Genomic DNA, 21,846 nt, shown 5'->3' on the forward strand with positions numbered 1-21,846 from the left:
GAGGCTCTGGCTCGCCTTTTGATCGAAATTGCCCGGAACGTTGATCCGGACTATCGTGCGCGTCTCGAAGGCGTTCCAGCCGCCGATCCTCGCATGGAAACGCTGCGCCAGTTGCTGGTCGGCGGCGAAATTTCGGAGCTTTCACGAGTTACGCACCTGCTCGACGAACCCGAGCAGCTTGCGGCTGCAGTGGGGAGCGTTCTCCCCAGTGCAGCCGCACGTGCGCCTCATGCGCAACTCGGAGAGGCCCTTGCGCCAGCTGTCGAGAGGGCCGTGCAACGGTCCATCCAGAAGAGCCCGCGTACGCTGACGGATATATTGTACCCGGTGTTTCTGCCGGCTATTCGCAAGTCGATCGGCGAAAAGATCGACCAGACCTTTCAATCGCTGAATGAAACTTTAAGACATATATTTACCTGGCATGGGCTCAAGTGGAGACTTGAAGCCTGGAGAACAGGAGCAAGCTTCTCAGAAGTTGTTCTTAAGCATTCTCTTGTCTATCGTGTAGAACACGTCTTTCTAATCAATCGCAATTCCGGGCTTTTGATAGCGCATGTAACTGCCGATAATGCAACTAGCGAAGATCCTCAACTCATTTCTTCTATGCTTAGTGCAATTCAAGATTTTGTAAAAGACTCATTTAACGAGAAAGAACAGAGCGGCCTGGACACCATTCGTTTCGGGGAGCTTCGTCTCTGGTCGGAAGTTGGACCGTTTGCGACCTTGGTTGCGGTGATCCGGGGAAATCCGCCGGAGGAATTACATGAAATAATTCGCGATGTATTGCTTCGCATCCATGATGAATGCTCACAGGCTCTAGAGCAGTTTGACGGCGACAGTTCGCAGTTGGCCGGCGTAGAGACGCAGTTGCAGACCTGTGTTGAACTGAAGCAGGAGGAATCAAACCAGGGATTTCCGTGGCTGGTCGTGGCTGCAGTCCTGCTGGTTTTGATTCCGGCAGGCGGTTGGTTCTTTCTTTCCTGGCAATCCGGGCAGCGCTGGCAGGCCTATGTGTCGCGACTGGGGACCCAGCCGGGCATCATCGTTGCCGAACAAAAGGTGCGCGATGGCCAATTCTATATTGCCGGCCTGAGAGACCCGCTTGCCGCCGACCCGCAGGCTCTGTTGGCCGGAACGCAGGTCGATCCCGCTCGCGTTCATTCGCAGTGGCAATTCTATCAGAGTCTTGATCCGGAGTTCGTGTTGAAGCGGCTAACGGTGTCGCTGGTTCCGCCGGATTCAGTACGACTTTCGATCGTCAATGATCGCATCGTTGCCGAGGGTGAGGCTCCCGACACCTGGATAGATCGGGCGCGCGCAGCGGCCCAACAACTTTCGGCAGGCGGACCGGAATTCGATATCTCCAAGGTTCGTGACGTGAGCCCCGAAGCACGCGCGGCGGAGCGCTGGCAGGCCTATGTGTCGCGACTGGAGGCCCAAGCGGGAATCATCGTCGCCCAACAAACGGTGAGGGGCGGACATTTCTATATTTCCGGCCTGAGAGACCCGCTTGCCGCCGACCCGCAGGCTCTGCTGTCCGGAACGCAGGTCGATCCCGCCCGCGTTCATTCGCAGTGGCAATTCTATCAGAGCCTTGATCCGAAGTTCGTCCTGAAGCGGCTGATGGTGTCGCTGGTTCCGCCGGATTCAGTACGACTTTCGATCGTCAATGATCGCATCGTTGCCGAGGGTGAGGCTCCCGACACCTGGATAGATCGCGCACGCGCAGCGGCCCGACAGCTTTCGGCAGGCGGACCGGAATTCGACATCTCCAAGGTTCGTGATGTGAGCCCCGAAGCACGCGCGGCGGAGCACTGGCAGACTTATGTGTCGCGACTGGAGGCCCAAGCGGGAATCATCGTCGCCCAACAAACGGCGAGGGGCGGACATTTCTATATTTCCGGCCTGAGAGACCCGCAGGCCGCCGACCCGAAGGCTCTGCTGTCCGGAACAGGGGTCGATCCTGCTCGCGTTCATTCACAGTGGCAATTCTATCAAAGCCTTGATCCGAAGTTCGTGGTGAAGCGGCTGATGGCGTCGCTGACTCCGCCGGATTCAGTACGGCTTTCGATCATCAAGGATCGCATCGTTGCCCAGGGTGAAGCTCCTGCCGCCTGGATAGATCGGGCGCGGGTCGCCGCCCAACAGCTGTCCGCGGACGGACTCTCTCTAGAAATCTCCGAGCTGCGTGAGTTGACCCCTCCGCAACTCACTCATTTGAGGGAGGCTATTCAAGCGGTCGACATTTTGTTCGATTCTGGCAAGGCTGTACCGGGACCAGAGCAACTGCCGGTTCTCGACAAATTGGCGAATCAGTTGAAGGAATTGGCCAAGGCCGCCCGCAAGGCAGGCGTAACAGCACAGTTCATGTTGACCGGCCATTCGGACGAGACGGGCCGTGAAACGGCCAAGTTGTCGATCAGCGCCGCGCGCGCGGAAACAGTTCGTGCGCTTCTCAAGAAGCGCGGCGTCGATCCGGAGTTGCTCTTGGTTCGCGGCGCGGGCACCTTTGAGCCAGCGGAGATTGAAAATAGCCGAACCGGGAACTCCGCCAACCGCAGAGTTTCGGTTACGGTAAACTTCCACTAGGCGGAGCCCAGGATATTGCAAAAGAAGATCTGCATGTTGGGCGGGTTCGCTGTCGGAAAGACCAGTCTGGTTCGCAGGTTTGTGCAAAGCATCTTTTCAGAAACCTACTTGACCACGGTGGGAGTGAAAATCGACAAGAAGAGTGTCGCATTCCCGGACAAAACCGTGGATCTGATTTTGTGGGATTTGGCCGGCGAAGACGATATCGGCTCATTCCGCGTCAGCTATGTGCGAGGTGCGAGTGGGCTCGTGCTTGTCGTCGATGGAACACGCGCTGCTACTCTTGCCGTGGCGCTCACGTTGCGCGAGCGGGCCGAGGCTGAATTCGGCGCTATGCCGTTTGTATTGCTGTTCAACAAATCCGATCTGGCCGATCGGTGGGCAATATCGGATAGTGAAATTGACGAACTGAGGCAACTTGGATGGCAAATCTATCTAACAAGTGCGCTTTCGGGTGAACATGTTGATGATGCGTTTCGTCAACTTGCTTCGATGGTCAGCAAATAAACCATGCATGTCTTGCCAAGAGAAGTTAGAAGCTGGATTTACGATTTCTTCTACAACGAGCGCTCGGTCGCATATCTGAAAATCGACGCCCAGCTTTGCATAGCTGCGAAGGGCGGTAACGTTAAACATTACGGACTCTCATCAGTTCGCATAGGTAAGCCTGTTGCCGAGCAGCTTGAATTCATGGAAGGTTTGCTGCCCTGCCCGGAGCTTCCATATGATATGGCCATGGTCGAACTGCCCAGCGGGCGTGTCGCGGACCTCCATCTTTTTGCTGACAATGCCTGCGTGTGGCTGCTCTTTCTTGACGCCACTGCCGAACGCGACAATAGGCAGCGACTTCAACAGAAGGCTTATGAAATGACGCTCCTGCAAGAGAGGGAGCGTCAACTCAACGAGAAATTACAATCGATGAACGAGGCGTTGAGGGCGAGCCAAGAGGGATTGTCGCGTGAATACCAGCGCGCCGAAGCCCTGCTCCTCAACATTCTTCCGGCGTCTATCGCGGAGCGGCTAAAAGCGCACGAAGAAATTGCAGACAACTACGCAGAGGTGAGTGTGCTTTTTGCCGACATCGTCGGTTTTACGGAACGAGCGCGGAACGTCGGAGCCGTGACGACGCTCGCTATTTTAAATTACTTCTTCAAAGCGGCGGATCTGCTCTCGGAGCGATACGGCTGCGAAAAGATCAAAACAATCGGCGATTGTGTGATGGTGGTCGCTGGCCTGCCCGCCGCGCGATCCGATCATGCGGAAGCCCTTGCGCACTATGCGCTTGAACTGCGGAAGGCGGTTAAGCTCGAACGCTTCGCAGGAGAACCGATAAGACTCAGAATTGGAATTCACTCAGGACCAATCGTGGCGGGCGTCATAGGCAAAAGGCGGTTTGCCTATGACCTATGGGGCGACACCGTTAATCTCGCCGCACGTATCCAAACGTCCGCGGAGCCCGATGAAATCCGTATTTCGGATGCAACTCATCAACTGCTTGGACCAAATTTTGCTTGCGACCCACTCGAGGAAACGGAATTGCGTGGTACAGGTCGTGTGCGAATGTGGCGGCTCCCGGCCTGATTTGCCGCATGGCAGTGCCGACCCGGAAGCGCATTGCATCTCAAGCAACATCATGGTTTCGAATGTCCGCAGCGGTGCGCGAAGCAGTTGACCACCGAGCGACCGCCAAAGGTCTGTCCTGGTCAACTCACGAAATCAGTTCCTGAGATTTAACGTCGATGCCCAGTTCATAGAACGGCCGGAGGCCTGGGCCGAGGTCGGAATGCCCTGCCCCCGCGGCTAAATAAACACCGCCAAGTACCCGGCGCAACGGTCTGGCTCGGAACGATGACGTCTTGCACCGCAACATCGGTTTCTTCAAGGTAGGGCAACAACGGACATAGATGTCGTTGCTCGCCGATCTGACCGGAAGGTTAACAGCACGATGCCACTCATGACTCGACGATTGGGAGCCAGGAACCTGGCGCGCCCGGCACGGCGTCTCGGAGACCTGACTGCGATGTTTGCCCTGATTGCCAGGCCGCTCGTCTTTGGGATCGCCCTTTTGTTGGCTGGTCAGGCGCAGGCGCAGGCGCCGGCGACCGTCCCGCCTGAAAGGGTCAAACAGCTGTTCGAGGTTCTCGACGATCCGTCAGTGAAGGCCTGGGTGGCCGAACAGCGAAATCAGGACGCCGGGTCAACGGGAGCGCCCGCCGAGAGAGGGGCTTCGCCGACCGACGCATCGTCCGGCGCCGTGGCCGCACCAGGCCAGATGAATACGATGGCATCCTCGACGCTCGATGGGATCAGGCATCATATCGAAAGAATCGTGCGAACTTTGCCCTTGCTGCCAGGCCAGTTCGCGCGCGTTCGGGCAGAGACGATGGAGGATATGTCCAGCAAGGGGCCTGCCGGCGTATTTGTGCTGATTGCAATGTTCATCGCTGCCGGCCTGGCACTCACTTGGGCAACGTTCAAGCTCACCCGTCCATTTCGTCTTTGGATTATCGCGCAACCGAAGGATACGCCCGTTGGGCGAGCCAAGAAGATTGGTGGCCGCCTGCTTTATTCCAGCATGCTGATAGTCTCTTTCGCACTGGGCAGCGCCGGCGCGTTCATGTTGTTCGACTGGCCGATGCTTATCCGCGAGATTGTACTGACATTTCTGATGGCGGCAGTCGTTACATGGGGTGTGCGCATGTACGTCATGGCCATGCTCGTCCCTTCCTTCATGAACGTCGAGAACGCCGTCGAGGTTCGTGCTTTGCCGATCACCAACGAAGCGGCTGACCATTGGTCCTATTGGCTACCCCGGATCGTCGGCGTCTTCGCCTTCTTCTGCGCCGCGTTTATCCTCTTGCCAGGTCTCGGCATCGATCAGGACGGAATGATGGTCCTGTCACTGGGCGCCGATTTCGTGCTGCTGTTGCTCCTGCTGCTCGCCATTTGGCGTCGGCCAAGAACGCAGCGAGACGGTGCGCGCCACATCGGTCACACGGAAGCGACATGGCTATTGACTGCTTATTTCGTCGTCCTGTTCCTGCAGCGTATCGCCGGCCTTTATACATACTTCTGGTTCACCTTCGCCGCATTCTTCCTGCCTTTGGCAATCGTGGTGACGCAGCGCGGGGTTAATTTCGTTCTGCGGCCAGGTTCGGAAGATGTCGGCCGGCCCACGATCCCGGCGGTGACGATCGCTGTCATCGATCGCGGAATCCGAATGATTTTCATCCTGGCGGCGGCTTACCTTCTCGCACGTGTCTGGGGTCTGGACATGCAATCCATGCGGGACAGCGATACGACGACGACGTTCATATTGCGCGGCTTGATCAATGTCGTAGTCATTGCCCTCGCCGCCGACTTCGGCTGGTCGATCATCAAAGCTTTGATCGAACGAAAGCTGGGCATCGAAACACCGCACCCTGTGATCAGCGACGAGGACGTCCCGATCCTCGATCCGCAGCAGGCGCGGCTGCACACGCTCTTGCCGATCCTCCAGAATATTCTGCTCGCATCGATCATCGTGATGGCGGTGCTTATGATGCTCGCCTCGCTGGGTATCCAGATCGGCCCATTGATCGCCGGCGCTGGCGTCGTCGGCGTCGCCGTGGGCTTTGGGGCACAAACCATTGTCAAGGACGTCATTTCAGGCGTGTTTTTTCTGCTCGATGATGCGTTCCGTGTTGGCGAATACATTTCATCGGGCAATTACAAGGGTACTGTGGAAAGCTTTTCGCTGCGCTCGGTGAAGCTGCGCCACCATCGTGGTCCGCTGTTCACGATACCTTTCGGTGAACTCGGGGCAGTCCAGAACCAGAGCCGTGACTGGGTTATCGACAAATTCAACATCACCGTTGGTTATGACACTGATATCGACTTCGCTCGCAAGCTGATCAAGCGGATCGGCCTCGAACTGGCGGAAGATCCCGAGTTCAAACACTGGGTGCTCGACCCGATCAAGATGCAGGGCGTACAGGAGTTCGGCGAATACGGCATCGTATTGAGGGTCAAGGCCACAACCAAGCCGGGAGGCGCCTTCGGTATGAAACGCAAATTCTATGTACGCCTCCGCCAGGTCTTCAAGGAGCAGGGAATCGAACTCCCATTGCCGACCGTCCAGGTCCAGGGGCTACAGAACCAACATGGGGCAGAGAATGCACCGTTGGAGATCACGCCCGAGTTGAAAATGGCCGTCGCGCAGTCGCACACTATTCGGCGCAGAAAAAAAGCTAGCACAACGGAATAGAAAAGCTGCGACACCTGCTGGTCACAGTGCGGCTTTCCGCGCATCGCCCATGGCAGGGACACTCTTTTCGCCATGTAAGCAAAAGGCGCCCCGAAAGGCGCCTCTTAATCGCTTGGTTCCCCTCAAGGAAACTGGAGCGGGTGAAGCGATTCGAACGCTCGACCCCAACCTTGGCAAGGTTGTGCTCTACCCCTGAGCTACACCCGCTCGCGCGGCTTTGGGCCGCAAGCCGCGCCTATATGGCTGAAGAGCGCGGCGATTGCAACAGGGAATTCGCAGGCTTTTTGCTTCGTCGGCAATGCGAACAAGCCTCCTGCGAGACGTCGCAAGGCAATCGCCCCCGCGTTGCGCGACGGGCTTGTCTTGGCCGCATCATTGGCCGTAAACGGCGTTAGCCGAACAAGCCGTTGAAAGCGGGCCATCAGAAGAAAGACCGATGCCGAAGACCGAAGCCGAACTTTTCGCCTTTCTTGCCGGACTCGGGATCGAGGTATCGACGCGGCGGCATCCGCCGCTGTTCACGGTCGCCGATTCGCAGGCGCTGCGCGGCGAGATTGCCGGCGGCCATACCAAGAACCTGTTCCTCAAGGACAAGAAGGACAATTTCTTCCTGGTCAGCGTCGGCGAGGAGGCGGTGGTCGATCTCAAGCATATCCACCATCTGATCGGCGCTGCCGGGCGCGTGTCTTTCGGCCGGCCGGAGATGCTGATGGAGCTTCTCGGCGTCGTCCCGGGCGCGGTCACGGTGTTCGGGCTGATCAACGACACCGAGCGAAGGATCAAGGTCGTGTTGGACGAGGAGCTGATGAGCCATGCGGTGGTCAATGCCCACCCGCTGACCAACGAAGCGACGACTTCCATCGCTGCCGCGGACCTGGTCAAATTCGTCGAGGCAACCGGACATGATGCTGTTATCTTGAAAGTCTCGGCATGATCGCCACATGGGTGACTGAAACCGGGTTCTAAAGAAGGATGTTGCGCCCGTCCCTTGGCCGGCGGCGCGACCGAAAGGCGACGAGATGAGTGATAGCAACCCCTTTGGCGGCCCATTTGGCAGCAATGGCGGCCGGTATGCCACCACCGTGCAATATGGCGGCACCGATGCCGCGCGTGAGAAGGTCGCGCTTGCTGAGGCGCCGGCCGACGTCATCAAGGACACAACGACCGCTGGATTTGCCGCCGACGTGATCCAGGAATCGCGTCACCAGCCGGTGCTGGTCGATTTCTGGGCGCCGTGGTGCGGCCCTTGCAAGCAATTGACGCCGCTGCTGGAGAAGGCGGTGAAAGCCGCCGGTGGCAAGGTCAAGCTGGTCAAGATGAATATCGACGACCATCCATCGATCGCCGGCCAGCTTGGCATCCAGTCGATCCCGGCGGTCATTGCCTTCAAGGACGGCCAGCCGGTCGACGGCTTCATGGGCGCCATTCCCGAGAGCCAGATCACGCAATTCATCCAGAAGGTCGGCGGCAAGAACGGTGGCGCGCCGCAAGTGGCCGAGGCGCTGGCCGCGGCCGCCGAAGCGCGCGACGCCGGGGACGTGCAGACGGCGGCCGACATTTACGATGCCATCCTGGAACAGGCGCCGGAGACGATCGAGGCGATCGCTGGCTTGGGCGATCTGCTGTTCGAGGCCGGCGATGCCGAAGGTGCCGAGGCGGTGCTGGCGCGGGCGCCGGAAGCAAAGAAGGATGCGCCCCAGCTCGCCGCGCTGCGGGCCAAGATGGCGCTCGCCGCGCAAGCAGCAGTGCTCGGCAATCCGGCGGAACTGGAACGGCGGCTGGCCGAAAATCCCGGGGATCACCAGGCACGGTTCGAGCTTGCCATGATCCAGAACGCCAAGGGTGATCGCATGGCGGCGGCCGACAATCTGCTGGCGATCATCAAGGCCGACCGCTCGTGGAACGACGACGGCGCCAGAACCCAGTTGCTGCAGCTCTTCGAGGCATGGGGCATGACCGACGAAGCAACGCTGTCGGCACGGCGCAAACTGTCGTCGCTGCTGTTTTCCTGAGCCGGCGCAGACTGTTTTGTCGCGCGGGCTTGCGGTGGGCCGCGGCTGCGCCAGATTAGGTTTTCGGACGGCGTTCGATTTCAGGTTTCCGGTGTTGCGCCTTGTGCCGGCCGGGAGGAGACGGATTTGGTGCGCTTCCTGACAAAGCGATCGGAGGATTGAGGTGCAGGCGGGAAACGCGCATTACCGGCTCGCTGCGGACTTACCGTCGACCATGCCGATCTTTCCGCTTGAGGGCGCATTGCTGCTGCCGGGAGGCCGCATGCCGCTCAACATCTTCGAGCCGCGCTATCTGCAGATGGTCGACGAGGCGATCGCCGGGCCGCGGCTGATCGGCATGATCCAGCCCAGCCTTGACGGTGCGCTGCGTCCCAACGGCGAGCCGGAGCTCTGCAATGTCGGCTGCGCCGGGCGCATCATTGCGCTGTCCGAGAGCGGCGACGGCCGTTACCTGATTTCGCTGCAGGGCGTGTGCCGGTTCCGTATTGTCCAGGAGCTCACGGTCAAAACACCGTTCCGGCAGTGCCGGTTGGCACCCTTTCTCGCCGATCTCGACGAGGAGCAGGCAGACGCCGAGATCGACCGGCCGGCGCTGCTCAAAGCGTTTCGCGCCTATCTGCAGGCTAACGATCTGGAGGCCGACTGGGAAAGCGTCAGCCGCGCCGAAAACGCCATGCTGGTCAACGCACTGTCGATGATGGCGCCCTACGGGCCGGCCGAGAAACAGGCGCTGCTCGAAGCGGCCGATCTGAAGACACGCGCCGAGACCCTGATCGCCATCACCGAAATGGCGCTGGCGCGCGACAATGAGGATTTCGGTTCGAGTTTGCAGTAGGTTCTTGCCTTCTCCCCTTGTGGGAGAAGGTGGATTGGCGCGCAACGCCAAGACGGTTGAGGGGTGCTGGACGGAGTGTCGTCGGTGCCAAGCTGGAACACCCCTCATCCGACCGAGCTTCGCTCGGCCACCTTCTCCCACAAGGGGAGAAGGAAGTTCGCGCTCGAAACCTTAACCCGATTGCCCTGTGGAAGGACAAACCAAATGGCGGATGGACGTGACGGGAACAGGACTGTCGACCCCAAGCTGCTGGAACTCTTGGCCTGCCCGCTGACCAAGGGGCCGCTTGCCTGGGATCCGGAGCGCGGCGAGCTTATCTCGCGGGTGGCAAAGCTTGCCTATCCGGTGCGGGACGGCATTCCGATCATGCTGCCATCGGAAGCGCGTGTCATCACCATAGATGATGCCATGCCACCGCCGCCGCGCCTGGGTGGAACGCCCTGAGTGCTGCGGTTCAGAGCCGCTCCGTCGCGATCTTTCGCGCCTCTATTGAAAATTGCGCCCTTTGGGCATGACCTTCTCTGCCTTTCCCATTAGTTCCGTTTGCGCGATGCTGCCAGGCTGAGCCTCGTCTGCACTGCTCGACGGTCTGTCCGCAGGCCTTGCCTGCTCAAGCAGCACCGACAGCCACGGCGTCAGATCCTCGACCTTCTCGGCGACGATATGGATGACGTCCGATTCCGATTGCAGCTTGCCGGTGACGCGGATGAGACGCGCTCCCATGACGATGGGGCGGAAGCGGTCAAAAGTCCTTTCCCAGAAAATGATGTTGGCGACCGCATTCTCGTCTTCCAGCGTCAGGAAAATCGCCTTGCCATTGCCCGGCCGCTGCCGCACCAGCACGAGGCCGGCGACCGAAACGCGCCGGCCGTCCCGCACCTGGCCGAGCCGCACATTGGGCGTGACGCCGGAACGATCCAGCCTTTGACGCAGGAAGGCGACCGGGTGCGCCTTCAGCGACAGGCCAAGCGAGCGGTAGTCGTGGACGACGTGCTCGCCGAGCGGCATTGTCGGGAGCCTGGTTTGGGGCTCGAGGTCGCGAAAGCGGATCGCCGGCTGGTCGAACAGCGGCAGCTTTTCGGCGGCACTCTTGCCGTCGAGCGCGCGGACCGCCCATAGAGCGTCGCGACGGTTCAATCCAAGCGACCGGAAAGCGTCGGCCTGCGCCAGTTTTTCGATCTCGTCGACGTTGAGGCCCGAGCGCAGCCAGACGTCGCGTACGGATGCATAGCCGGCGCCGCGCCTCGACACAAACGCTTCCATGCGCTCCTTCGACAGGCCCTTGACCTGGCGAAAGCCGAGCCGGACGGCATGGCTGGTCCGGATGACGCCGCGCATCTGGGCATGGCGGTCAAGGATACGATCCGGATCGAAAGGCGATTTCTCCAAGGCGCAATCCCAGCCGGAAAAATTGACGTCGACCTCGCGGATCTCGACGCCGTGGTCATGCGCGTCGCGGACAAGCTGGGCCGGCTGGTAAAACCCCATCGGCTGGGAATTCAGGATCGCGGCGCAGAACAGGTCGGGATAGAAGGTCTTGAACCAGCAGGAGGCATAGACCAGCAGGGCGAAGGAGGCGGCGTGGCTCTCGGGAAAGCCGTATTCGCCAAAACCCTCGATCTGCTTGAAGCAGCGCTCGGCGAAGTCTTTTTCGTAGCCCTTGGCGACCATGCCGTCGACCATTCTCTTGCGGTAATTGCCGATCGTGCCGGTGCGCTTGAATGTCGCCATGGCGCGGCGCAGTTCATCGGCCTCGCCCGGCCTGAAGCCGCCAGCAACGATGGCGATCTTCATCGCCTGCTCCTGGAACAGCGGCACGCCCAGCGTCCTGCCGAGTATTTTTTCCAGTTCCGGCTTGGGATATTCGGGTTTTTCCTTGCCTTGCCGGCGGCGCAGATAAGGGTGGACCATGTCGCCTTGGATCGGGCCGGGCCGCACGATCGCCACCTCGATGACGAGGTCGTAAAAGCTTTTCGGCCGCAGCCGCGGCAGCATCGACATCTGCGCGCGCGATTCGATCTGGAAGACGCCGATCGTGTCGGCACGGCAGATCATGTCGTAGACGTGCCTGTCCTCGGCAGGCAGCGTGGCCAGCACATAGGGCCGGCCATACGCGTCTCGCGCCTGCGGGTAATGATCCTGGAGCAGCGTGAAGGCGCGCTGCAGGCAGGTCAGCATGCCGAGCGCCAGCACGTCCACTTTAAGGATTTTCACCGCGTCGAGATCGTCCTTGTCCCACTCGACCATCTTGCGCTCGTCCATCGCCGTCTTGACGATGGGCACGATCTCGTCGAGCCGGTCGCGGGTGATGACGAAACCGCCGACATGCTGCGACAAATGACGGGGAAAGCCCATGATCTCGTTGGCGCATTCGATCACATGCCTTGTCGATGGATCGGTCTGATCGAGGCCGCCGGCCTTTGTCTCCTTTTCGCCGAGCTCCGAGGTCGACCAGCCCCAGATCGAACTGGACAGCGCGCCCCGGACGTCGTCCGACAGGCCCATCGCCTTGGCCACTTCGCGCATCGCCGAGCGGCCCCGGTAGCTGACGACGGCGGCGGCCAGCGCGGTGCGCTTGGTGCTGTATTTGGAATAGATGTACTGGATGACCTCCTCGCGCTTTTCATGCTCGAAATCGACGTCGATGTCGGGCGGCTCGTTTCTTTCCTCGGAAATGAAGCGTTCGAAAAGCGTTTCGATCTTGTCCGGGCCGACTTCGGTGATGCCAATGCAGAAGCAGACGATCGAGTTGGCGGCAGAGCCGCGCCCCTGGCAGAGAATGTTCTGGCTGCGGGCGAATTTGACGATGTCGTGGACAGTCAGGAAATAGCGCGCGTAGTTCAGACGCTCGATCAGAGCGAGCTCCTCCTCGATGCGCTGCGTCACAAAAGCGGGCACGCCCGAGGGGTAGCGGATGGCGGCTCCCTCCTTGGCCAGCCTTTCCAGTTCGGCCTGCGGCCCAAGACCCGATTCCGTCGGCTCGTCGGGATAGTTGTATTGCAGGTCACTGAGCGAGAAGGTCAGCTCGCCGGCAAAACGCAGCGTTTCCGCCAGCGCTTGCGGATGCCTGCGGAAAAGCCGTGCCATCTCCAGCGGCGGCTTTAAGTGACGCTCGGCATTGGCCGCCAACTCCAGCCCCACCTCGGCGACGGGCACATTGAGGCGGATCGCCGTCAGCACGTCCTGCAGCGGGCGCCGTTCCGACGTATGGTAGAGAACATCGTTGGTCGCCATCAACGGGATGCCGGCCAGCTCCGCCATCGCCGCCGCCTGCTCGATACGGAAGCGGTCGTTGCCGCGGTAATCCGGCGAAACCGCAAGCCGCAGGTTTTCACCGAAACGATCCTTGAGCCGGCTAAGGAGTGCGAGGCTGGTTTCCGCGTCCGCCGACACATCCGGCAGTATGGCGAGCGACAGGAGATCGCCCCATTCGAGAAGATCGTTCTGTTTGAGGAGCGTCGCCCCTTTTTCGTTCTCGTCTCGCAGATTGGCCCGCGTCAGCATGCGGCAGAGATGACCCCAACCCTTGCGATCCTGCGGGTAGGCGAGGATGTCCGGCGTGCCGTCGCAAAAAACCAGGCGGCAGCCGGGATGATAGGAAACACCCTCCACCTTGGCCTGCTGCCAGGCGCGCACCACGCCCGCCACCGTGTTGCGGTCGGCGAGACCGATCGCCGAAAACCCCAGGAATTTTGCCGCGACCACCAGCTCCTCCGGTTTCGAGGCACCGCGCAGAAACGAGAAGTTCGACTGGATGCCGAATTCGGCATAGGGGTTGGCCGTCAGCGCATTCATGCGAAGATCCCATGCATGAACCAGCGCGGCGAGGGCTGCGAGGCGCCGTAAAGGCCCTGGCGATAGAGCCAGTAACGGCGGCCGTCGGCATCCTCGATGCGGAAATAATCCCGGGTCGGGGCATCTTCTCGTCCCGCCGCCCCTCGCCACCATTCCGGCGCGATGCGCTCCGGCCCTTCGGCGCGCGCGACCCGATAGAGCGCGCGCCGCCAGCGGAAGTTCAAAGGCGGGCCTTCCGGCATTTCGGTGGCCGGCACCTCGATCGGCTCGGGCGAACGGAAAAGCCGGATCGGCCGTTCCGGCTGGAAGACGGTCGTGGGAGCGTCCTTCGCCTTGTCCGGCTGCTTCGGCGGCGAGCTTCTCTGCGGCGCCTCCGTGAAGGGAAGGGTGGCGACGGCGCGCTCCGGCAAATGGCTCTCGACGGCGACCGTCTTCAAGACCGCGCCTTCGCCGAGCCGGGCGCGAATGCGGTCGGCAAAAAGCGCGATATCGGCACCGTCGTCGCTCGTCTCGCCGGCAAGGTCGGCCTGCTGCATGTCGAAGGCGGCGGCGGTCAGCACCGAAAGGCGCACAAGATCGAAGCCATAGCCGGCGTCGATATCCTGTTCGAGCGCGGCAAGCCTTTCGTGGAACAATTTCTGGATCAGCCGCGGCTCGCGCAGAGGCCGCGAGGTGCCGACGGCGATGCGGCTGACGCCGCCATCGACGCGGAAAAGCAGCAGCGCCAGCCGCCTTGCGCCCTCGCCGCGACGCTCGAGGTCGCTCTTCAAGGTGGTCGCCAGCATGCCGGTCAGCCGCTCGATGTCCTCGGTCAGCATGATCGGCTCGGCAAGGTGACGCTCGACCGAAAGCGGTGCCACCGGCAGGCGCGGCGACACGGCCTCCTCGAGGCGGCCAAGCGCCTGGTCGAGGCGCAAGAGCAGCGATGCGCCGAAGCGGCGGGCCAGCGGCGCGCGCGGTGCCGCCATGACGGCGCCCGCCGTGCGCAGGCCGACGCTTTCGAGGCTGGCGCGTACCTCCGGGTCGATGCGCAGCGCCGCCAGCGGCAAGGGCGCGAGAAGCGCTTCCTCCTCACCATCGGGCACGATGCGGTCGCCAGCAAACCGCGCCGCCGCCCAGGCAGCACCAGGCGTGGCGGCAAGCCCGGCGCGGACATCGAAGCCCTGATGGAAAAAACGCGACAGGATATCGTCCAGCATCGAGCGTTCGCCGCCGAAAAGATGGGTGCAGCCGGTGACGTCGAGATAGAGGCCGTCGGTCCCGTCAAGCGCCACCAGCGGGGTATAGCGGTCGCACCAGTCGGCGAGGCCTTCGAGCAGGCGCCGGTCGGCCTCCGGATCGGCCTCCACGATGTCGATCGAGGGATGCATGGCGCGTGCGTCGGCTATGCCCATGCCGCGCTTCAGATTAAGCGCCTCGGCCCGCTCGTCGAGGGCGGCGATGCGCTGGGCGTTCCGGTCGCGGTGACTGATCACCAGCGGCAGGTGATCCGACGGCCGGGAACGCCAGGACCGCCCCAGACGCTGCCGCAGGATCCTCTCGGCGGCGAGATGCGGAAACCACAGGGATAGGATTCTTTGGCCGTTCTGGGGCCCATTCCTGAGACCTTCCTTGCTCGCCCCGTCTTTCTTCGAATATGCGTTCATCGGGGTTCCACTCCAGTGTGAATTTTCCGGGCAAGGCCGTGCGGCTCTTGCCGATGGCGACGGTGAAGGCGGGTCGGCCGATCGAGCCGGCGAGCGGCCCGGCAAGCGTCTTACGCGTTGCCGCCGGTGCCGCCGACAGGATGAGGCGGACGGGCGCTGCCGTCGGTTCGGGCTCGCCGGCCTGGCGCAGCAGGAACAGCGGCCGGCCCGCACTCTGCGCGCGGGCGTGCAGCCGCCGCGTCGCGGTGAGGTCAAGCCGCTGCGGGCTGCCGCGGATTTCGAGGATGACGGCGGCCAGCGCCGTCATCCGGGCAGCCTCCTCGGCGATCCACAGCGCATCGAGCAGCCTTGGCGCCTCGGAAAACAGCAATTGCTCCGGCTCGATGCCGAAGAAGGCGTGAAGCCCCCTGGCATAGGGAAAGCCGGCCTCGCGGAAAACCTCGGATGTGCCGATCCACAGCACCGGCAATCGCGGCCCCTGGCTGAGGATCAGGCTGACGAGCGACAAGGCAAAACCGGCAACGGCCCCGGCATCGCGGGTCGCGGCGCCATGAAACTCGCTCACCGCCGCCTTCGGCAGGCCGCCGCTCAGCGCAGCATCGAGGCGCTCGGCGCCGGTGCGCAAAAACGCATCGGGCGGCGCCACGGCGAGGCCGCGCCGGACAATGGTCAGATTCCGAGCGGGTGTCGGATGCCGAGAGGGTGTCAGACTCTGACGAGGGACATCCGCGTCAAACGACGAACTGGCCGGCGCCTCCAGGCGCTCGGGCAAGGTCCCTTCGATCTTCGCGATCTGGCGGCGCAGGGCAAAAACAGTCTCCCGCGCCACGGCGCTTGTCGCCATGACGGTCAGCTTCCACTCACAATTGTTCCTGTTATGTTCCCTATAGATTCCAGAGGCCGCTCGAAGAGTCAAGCGGAGTCATGGGGAATTTATTCCCAGAAAGAGCAACCCGAGCTTTTCAAGGAAACCGCTCGGGAGGCTGGGTTCATAAAAAAGGGGCGGCTTTTGACTCTAGCCTGAAGCCAATTCTGAAGCGACACGTCTCAAATATTGGGCGGTAAAGTCGGCGATTTGATCGACTTCTTCATCGTCATATTTGCGAAAGCTAAAGCGGCTGAAGCTAGGGTCGATAGCTTGGAGGGGTTTTCGTAGGGGACCGCGAAAATTCCTCATTTGATGGTTCCCCTCATATGCCAATACGTCTGCGCATTGAAGCGGTGGGTGCCTGGTTTTTGAGCCGAAATTGAAAGTCGCCGATTTTCCCGGAAAATGCCGCTGGACTTGCTGGAACGCCTCAGTCGCCGCCGCGCTGTACTGGTTGGCTTCATGGACGAATGCGATGTTATCGTGGCCTTCCGATGCGAGTTTCTCCCACGTGCTGCGAAGGGCCCATTGCAGGCAGATGTAGTACCAGCCGCGTACCATGTCTTCCGGCTTGATGGCTAAGCTATGTTTGTGAGCCAAGACCTCGCTCAGTTTCCGCCTGTCGACGGCGGCGATAATGCCCCGAATGTAGTGGTTTTTGACTACCGGCAGGATGCACTTGACGTGTCTATCTCGCTTTTCGCGGGTCCACCCTTCGTACTCCCCATGCCTGTTATGGCAATCGACCGAGTGGTGAATTTTTATCGGCGCCTTCGCCACGATCCAATCGAGGGTCCAGATCTGCCAGTCTTCTTTTGAAGCCCAAACGGCGGATACGGAAAGAATTTGCGAGTCATGGTCAGTGCCAGATTCGTCTAGGTAGACCTCAATCACCACCACCAAACCTTCCCGAGGGGCAAGAAAGGTGTCGCGGAACTCTAGGACGCGCCTTCCACCATTTCCGCCGACTCATCGGCTCGAAATTTGTTCAGCACGGTACCACCTCCTTAGCGCGTACGCGAATTACGACACGCTGAATTTATTCCTGCTTATGATCCTGGGGCAAAGGCGGCAGCCCCGCTATTTGCCGAGTCCGGCCTGAAAGCCTATATGCCGGGATCAAAGGACAAAGCATGGCTCGCATCTACCAAACACGCATCTGGCACGACCAGCTTTCGCCAACGATGGAGGAAATTGAGCTCTTGGCGCTGGAGGCCTATGCCCATCTGCCGGAGGACTTTCGCAAGTTGACCGGCGAGATCGTCATTCAGATCGCCGAATTCCCGACCGACGAGATCATGGACGACCTTTCGCTGGAAACGCCCTTCGACCTGCTCGGCCTGTTCGAGGGGCGCGGCATCGCCGAGCGCTGGAACCCGCAGACCGGCGAGGGGCCGAACCGCATCACGCTCTATCGCCGCGCCATCCTCGACTATTGGGCCGAGAACGAGGAAACGCTGGGCGACATCGTCACCCATGTGCTGATCCACGAGATCGGCCACCATTTCGGCCTGTCGGACGACGACATGGAGAAGATCGAAGAAGCGGCGGAGTAGGGGGTGCCGATCGGCTGAGGTTACGCAACAGTCCGACGTCTCATTCCTTCGCGCCCCCCTCTGTCCTGCCGGACATCTCCCCCACTTGGGGGGAGATTGGCAGCTTCGCCGACCGCGCCCTCTTTCTAACATTGAGATTTGGCGAAGCCCGGGATGATGGCCGATCTCCCCCCGCGTGGGGGAGATGTCCGGCAGGACAGAGGGGGGCGCTGTCCCGCGGACATCTCGCCGCGATTTCAGCGTCTACCAATCGCTGAGCTTGGTGTCGGGGCCGTATTCCTGGCCCTCGATATCCTTCACCACCGCCTGGCCGCAGCGCATGGTCTTGGCCTCCTTGTCATAGGCATAGGTCGGCGAGCCGAACAGGTGCCAGCCCTTGTTCAGCGCCGCCGTCACCTTGTGGCAGAAGCTGGCATCGTCCGGGCCGGACAGAAAGCGGTAGAGTTTCATTCTTCAATCCTGTCGTCAGTTACGTTAGTCATGCGCGAACAGCGGCGGCCTTCGCCAGCAGTTTTTCGGCCTGCGCCAGATGCAGCCGCTCGACCATCTTGCCGTTCAGCGCAACTACCGCCCTACCGGCATTTTCGGCGAACGCGAAGGCATCCTTGACCGCGCGCGCCTCGGCTATTGCTTCGGGCGACGGTGCAAAGGCGCGGTTCGCGGCTTCGATCTGAGCTGGGTGGATCAGCGACTTGCCGTCAAAACCCATGGCGGCCGCTTCCGTGCACTCGCGCGCAAACCCGTCCATATCGCGAAAATCATTGAAGACGCCATCGAGCAGGTCGAGGCCGCCGGCACGCGCCGCGAGCACCATTTGCATCAGCCATGGCACGAGATAGCGCCGATCGGGCGTGGCGAGAATGCCGGTGTCCTTGATCAGGTCGTTCGTTCCGGCAACGAAACAAACCAGGCGAGAGGCTGGGTCGCGGCCGAGCTCGGCGATCGGCCCGATATTGAGCAGCGCCTTGGGCGTCTCGATCATCGCCCACAGCTTGACCTCGTCCGCGATAAAATTGTCGTCGAGCACGTCGCCGGCCTCGAGGATGTCGCGCGGCGTGTCGACCTTGGGCAGCAGGATGGCGTCGGGCGTGCATTTTGCCGCGGCCGGCAGATCGTCGGCGCCCCATTCGCTCGACAGCGCATTGATGCGCACCACCATCTCGCAGCGCCGGTTGGAATGGCCGGCGAAAATCGCCGCCAGCTTTTCGCGCGCGGAAGGCTTGTCGGCCGGGGCGACGGCGTCCTCGAGATCGATGACGACGGTATCGCAGGCCAGCGATTGGATCTTGGCCAGCGCCTTGTCGTTCGAAGCCGGGACGTAAAGCACCGAGCGGCGCGGGCGGTAGCTTTCGGTGGTCATCTTCGATCTATGCCGCCTGCAGCTAGCCGAGGCAAGCCGTGCATAAAAACTGCACGCAATTTCGGAAAATCTCCTCGTCTCCGCCCCGCTTGCCACCCGACCGGATGCGACAAGGGCGGCATGCAAGAGCAAAAGAACTCCCGTTGGTCCCTGCCGTACCGGCTTCGCCGCGAAAGCTGGTGGCTCGTCGATCCGCCCCAGACTTTGGCAACCCTCCTCCCTTTCGTCCGGAAATCCCTGCCCACCAGCCGCATCAAAGCCGCCGAGAAAGCCCGATCATGACAGTATTCCTCTCGGCGGCGCCGAGCTATTGCAGCCGCTTCGGCGTTGCCGTCCTGCTCGTCGCGTTGGCCGATTTCTTCTTCTATGGCCAACCGGCGGGCATCACGCTTTTCCTGTTCGGCGTTGCGATTGCAGCGGCGAGCATGGCTCTCCATCCTCTCGACGTCTTCAACGATGGCAGGTTCTGGTTCAAGCCGGTTGCGCTGTTTATGGCGCTGCTGCCGCTTGTGGAAAATGTCAGCGCACTGTCCGTCTCGATCGCGCTGGCGGCGACGGCCATCCTCGCGCTTTCACTGGCCGGACGGTTGCGGCGCGGCCTTGCCCGTATTGCCGGCCAACTCTCGCTGTTCCTGCTTGCAACGCCATTTCGGCTCGTCCTTGATTTCTTCCGCTGGCGCACGGCGGCGCGGCGGCTTGGCCGGCGGCGCGTGCGCCTTGCGGCGATCGCCGTCTGGGTCATGCCGCTGGGCCTCGGCGCAGTGTTCCTCGCGCTGTTCGGCGCCGCCAATCCGGTCATCGAATATTGGTTCTCGCTGATCGACCTGATGGCACTGCTCGACGTCGTCCAGCTGCCACGTCTCGGCTTCTGGCTGTTCGTGCTTGCCTGCGTCTGGGCCTTTCTGCGGCCGCGGCTGCCGCGCTTTCTCCGCCGCCGCAGGGTGTCGCCAGCCAGCGCACCGGCGACGCCGGCCACCAGGACCACCATCGAGGACATCGTCTTCGGCAAGGCCGCTATCCTCCGCGCGCTCGTCGTCTTCAACATCCTGTTCGCGGTGCAGAGCGCACTCGACGCCACCTATCTGTGGGGCGGCATCGCGCTTCCCGACGGGCTGACCTATGCCGCCTACGCGCATCGCGGCGCCTATCCGCTGATCGTCACGGCGCTGCTGGCCGCCGGCTTCGTGCTGGCGGCGCTGCGGCCGGGAAGTGCGACCTCCGGCGATCCGCTCATCCGCCGGCTGGTTTATGCCTGGGTGGCGCAGAACATCCTCCTGGTGATCTCGTCGATCCTGCGGCTCGATCTCTATATCGGTATCTATGCGCTGACCTATTGGCGTGTCGCTGCGTTCGTCTGGATGGGGCCGGTGGCGGCGGGCCTTGTCCTGATCATAGCCCGCATCGCGCGCGAAAAGTCCAACGAATGGCTGCTTGCCGCCAATCTTCTGACGCTATCGGCGACGCTCTATGCCTGCTCGTTCATCAACTTTGCCGCGCTGATTGCCAACTACAATGTCGACCATTGCTTCGAAATGACCGGCCAAGGCACCCAGCTCGACGTCTGGTACCTGCGCTCGCTCGGGCCCGGCGCCTTGCCGGCGCTCGATCGCTTCGTCCAGCACCAGAGCAGGACGGTTTCCGCGGAGGATGCCTCCATCCGCGAACTCGCCGGCTGGTATGCACAGGACGAAGCACGCTTCCGCGCCGGCCAGGAAAGCTGGCGGGGCTGGAGCTTTCGTGACTGGCGGCTCAACCGCGCCCTCGACAGGCGTGGCCCGTTCGTGGTTCCTCCGATGTCCGAACCCTTCATGCCGGGCCGCTGATTTGATGCCGCACCACATACTGGTCGCCGACGACGACCCGCACATTCGCGAAATCATCTGCTTCGCGCTGGAAAAGGCCGGCATGAAAACGCTGGCGGTGCCGGACGGCGCGGCTGCCTTGCAGGCGATAGAGCGCCATGCGCCCGATCTCGTCGTGCTCGACATCGGCATGCCGGAAATGGACGGGCTGGAAGTGTGCCGGCGGCTGCGCCACACATCCGACCTGCCGGTGCTGTTCCTGTCCGCGCGGGATGAAGAGATCGACCGCGTCCTCGGGCTGGAGATGGGCGGCGATGATTATGTCACCAAGCCGTTCAGCCCGCGCGAGCTGGTCGCCCGCGTCAACGTCATCCTGCGCCGCGCGCGGCCCACGCCGGAACCAGCCGACGACCGGCAATTCTCGCATGGCAGACTGTTGCTGGTTCCGGCAAGCCATACAGCCAGCTTCGACGGCAAGCCGCTGGCGCTGACGTCGATCGAATTCGCGATCCTGAAAGGCTTTTTGGCGCGGCCGGCGTATGTGCTTGGCCGCGACATGGTGATGGCCAACGCCTATGCGGCCAATATCCATGTCGCAGACCGCACCGTCGACAGCCATATCCGCAATATCCGCGCCAAGCTGGCGGCCGTCGGCTGCGTCGATGCGATCGAGACCGTGCACGGCGTCGGTTTTCGGCTGGGCGGATGCGGCGCGTGAGCGCCCAAGAACTGATTGGCAGCAAATGGCGGCCTCGCCTCGCCACGGTCGTCATCGCCATCCTGATCATGGTGATGGCGCTGCCGCTGGCCGGCCTGTTTTTCTTCCGGCTCTACGAGAACCAGCTGATCAGGCAGACCGAGGCCGAGCTGATCGCCCAAGGCGCCGCCCTTGGCGCGATCTATGCGCAAGAGGTTCGCGAGGCCGGCCTTGCCCCGGAAAAGCTCGGCGCACCCGTGCCTTCACCCAACACCAGCGATCGGGCCTCTCCCTACCAGCCAATCGAACCGCGCCTCGATCTTGCGTCCGACAGGATCCTGCCGACCCGGCCCGCGGCCACCGCGGCCAGGGCCCCGACCCCCGTACGCGCGCAACGGGCCCCCCAGTCGGGGCGTAGTTGCGGGCACGCCGACACCCCC

General features: G+C 61.8%; 17 protein-coding genes, 1 tRNA gene and 1 pseudogene. 12 read left to right on the top strand and 7 right to left on the bottom strand.

Going from position 1 to position 21,846, the window contains the following annotated elements; all coding sequences use genetic code 11:
* Positions 1-18 precede the first annotated feature (18 nt).
* From NKJ32_RS19765 to NKJ32_RS19780, 4 genes are all read left to right on the top strand, one after another.
* Positions 19-2,589, top strand: a complete 2,571-nt coding sequence (locus tag NKJ32_RS19765) for an OmpA family protein (protein ID WP_352570071.1) — start codon at positions 19-21, stop codon at positions 2,587-2,589.
* A gap of 15 nt (positions 2,590-2,604) precedes the next feature.
* Positions 2,605-3,096 (top strand): Rab family GTPase, encoded by a 492-nt coding sequence (locus tag NKJ32_RS19770; protein ID WP_254818889.1) that lies wholly within the window; start codon positions 2,605-2,607, stop codon positions 3,094-3,096.
* A 3-nt stretch (positions 3,097-3,099) separates the two neighbouring features.
* Positions 3,100-4,170 carry an adenylate/guanylate cyclase domain-containing protein gene (locus NKJ32_RS19775; RefSeq protein WP_352755868.1) on the top strand — a complete coding sequence of 357 codons (1,071 nt, stop codon included), beginning with the start codon at positions 3,100-3,102 and terminating at the stop codon, positions 4,168-4,170.
* A gap of 439 nt (positions 4,171-4,609) precedes the next feature.
* Positions 4,610-6,835, top strand: a complete 2,226-nt coding sequence (locus tag NKJ32_RS19780; RefSeq protein ID WP_352755866.1) for a mechanosensitive ion channel family protein — start codon at positions 4,610-4,612, stop codon at positions 6,833-6,835.
* A 132-nt stretch (positions 6,836-6,967) separates the two neighbouring features.
* Here NKJ32_RS19780 and NKJ32_RS19785 read toward each other — a convergent pair.
* Positions 6,968-7,042, bottom strand: a tRNA-Gly gene (locus tag NKJ32_RS19785).
* 229 nt (positions 7,043-7,271) lie between these two features.
* Between NKJ32_RS19785 and NKJ32_RS19790 the strand changes: the two genes are divergently transcribed.
* The 4 genes from NKJ32_RS19790 to NKJ32_RS19805 all read left to right on the top strand — a co-directional run bounded on the left by NKJ32_RS19790 (position 7,272) and on the right by NKJ32_RS19805 (position 10,126).
* Positions 7,272-7,769 carry a prolyl-tRNA synthetase associated domain-containing protein gene (locus NKJ32_RS19790; RefSeq protein WP_352570069.1) on the top strand — a complete coding sequence of 166 codons (498 nt, stop codon included), beginning with the start codon at positions 7,272-7,274 and terminating at the stop codon, positions 7,767-7,769.
* 85 nt (positions 7,770-7,854) lie between these two features.
* A complete protein-coding gene (trxA, locus tag NKJ32_RS19795) occupies positions 7,855-8,847 on the top strand; it encodes a thioredoxin (RefSeq protein WP_352458335.1) in 993 nt (330 codons plus the stop codon).
* Between the two features lie 163 nt (positions 8,848-9,010).
* Positions 9,011-9,682, top strand: a complete 672-nt coding sequence (locus NKJ32_RS19800; RefSeq protein ID WP_352450238.1) for an LON peptidase substrate-binding domain-containing protein — start codon at positions 9,011-9,013, stop codon at positions 9,680-9,682.
* A 204-nt stretch (positions 9,683-9,886) separates the two neighbouring features.
* Positions 9,887-10,126, top strand: coding sequence for a Trm112 family protein (locus NKJ32_RS19805; protein ID WP_023675986.1), 240 nt, complete (start codon positions 9,887-9,889; stop codon positions 10,124-10,126).
* A 42-nt stretch (positions 10,127-10,168) separates the two neighbouring features.
* Here NKJ32_RS19805 and NKJ32_RS19810 read toward each other — a convergent pair whose 3' ends face one another.
* The 4 genes from NKJ32_RS19810 to NKJ32_RS19825 all read right to left on the bottom strand — a co-directional run bounded on the left by NKJ32_RS19810 (position 10,169) and on the right by NKJ32_RS19825 (position 16,891).
* Positions 10,169-13,477, bottom strand: coding sequence for an error-prone DNA polymerase (locus NKJ32_RS19810; RefSeq protein ID WP_352570067.1), 3,309 nt, complete (start codon positions 13,475-13,477; stop codon positions 10,169-10,171).
* Entirely contained in the window at positions 13,474-14,952 is a 1,479-nt protein-coding gene (locus NKJ32_RS19815) for a DUF6504 family protein (protein ID WP_352570065.1), read from the bottom strand. Before NKJ32_RS19815 ends, NKJ32_RS19810 begins: the two co-directional genes overlap by 4 nt.
* Positions 14,885-15,967 carry an ImuA family protein gene (locus NKJ32_RS19820; RefSeq protein WP_352570063.1) on the bottom strand — a complete coding sequence of 361 codons (1,083 nt, stop codon included), beginning with the start codon at positions 15,965-15,967 and terminating at the stop codon, positions 14,885-14,887. The genes NKJ32_RS19815 and NKJ32_RS19820 overlap by 68 nt, the downstream gene beginning before the upstream one ends.
* A 171-nt stretch (positions 15,968-16,138) precedes the next feature.
* Entirely contained in the window at positions 16,139-16,891 is a 753-nt protein-coding gene (locus tag NKJ32_RS19825; protein WP_352570062.1) for a DUF3800 domain-containing protein, read from the bottom strand.
* 233 nt (positions 16,892-17,124) lie between these two features.
* Here NKJ32_RS19825 and NKJ32_RS19830 point away from each other — a divergent pair, with 233 nt between their 5' ends.
* On the top strand, positions 17,125-17,547 hold the full coding sequence (locus NKJ32_RS19830) for a metallopeptidase family protein (protein WP_023680515.1): 423 nt from the start codon (positions 17,125-17,127) through the stop codon (positions 17,545-17,547).
* A gap of 243 nt (positions 17,548-17,790) precedes the next feature.
* On the opposite strand, the gene NKJ32_RS19835 is transcribed toward NKJ32_RS19830, so the two are convergent.
* Both NKJ32_RS19835 and NKJ32_RS19840 read right to left on the bottom strand, forming a co-directional pair.
* A complete protein-coding gene (locus NKJ32_RS19835; RefSeq protein WP_352458330.1) occupies positions 17,791-17,997 on the bottom strand; it encodes a DUF1737 domain-containing protein in 207 nt (68 codons plus the stop codon).
* A gap of 28 nt (positions 17,998-18,025) precedes the next feature.
* On the bottom strand, positions 18,026-18,907 hold the full coding sequence (locus NKJ32_RS19840; protein ID WP_352570060.1) for an HpcH/HpaI aldolase/citrate lyase family protein: 882 nt from the start codon (positions 18,905-18,907) through the stop codon (positions 18,026-18,028).
* A 278-nt stretch (positions 18,908-19,185) separates the two neighbouring features.
* On the opposite strand from NKJ32_RS19840, the gene NKJ32_RS19845 reads away from it, so the two are divergent.
* The 3 genes and pseudogenes from NKJ32_RS19845 to NKJ32_RS19855 form a co-directional block, all read left to right on the top strand.
* Positions 19,186-20,730 carry a DUF4153 domain-containing protein gene (locus tag NKJ32_RS19845; RefSeq protein ID WP_352755862.1) on the top strand — a complete coding sequence of 515 codons (1,545 nt, stop codon included), beginning with the start codon at positions 19,186-19,188 and terminating at the stop codon, positions 20,728-20,730.
* Between the two features lie 4 nt (positions 20,731-20,734).
* On the top strand, positions 20,735-21,427 hold the full coding sequence (locus NKJ32_RS19850; protein WP_352450230.1) for a response regulator transcription factor: 693 nt from the start codon (positions 20,735-20,737) through the stop codon (positions 21,425-21,427).
* Positions 21,415-21,846 (top strand): annotated as a pseudogene (locus NKJ32_RS19855) (two-component sensor histidine kinase); the annotation flags it as partial. The gene NKJ32_RS19850 and the pseudogene NKJ32_RS19855, both read left to right, overlap by 13 nt.

Origin of the sequence: Mesorhizobium sp. M0159 (genome assembly GCF_040322295.1) — a bacterium.
Taxonomy (GTDB): domain Bacteria; phylum Pseudomonadota; class Alphaproteobacteria; order Rhizobiales; family Rhizobiaceae; genus Mesorhizobium.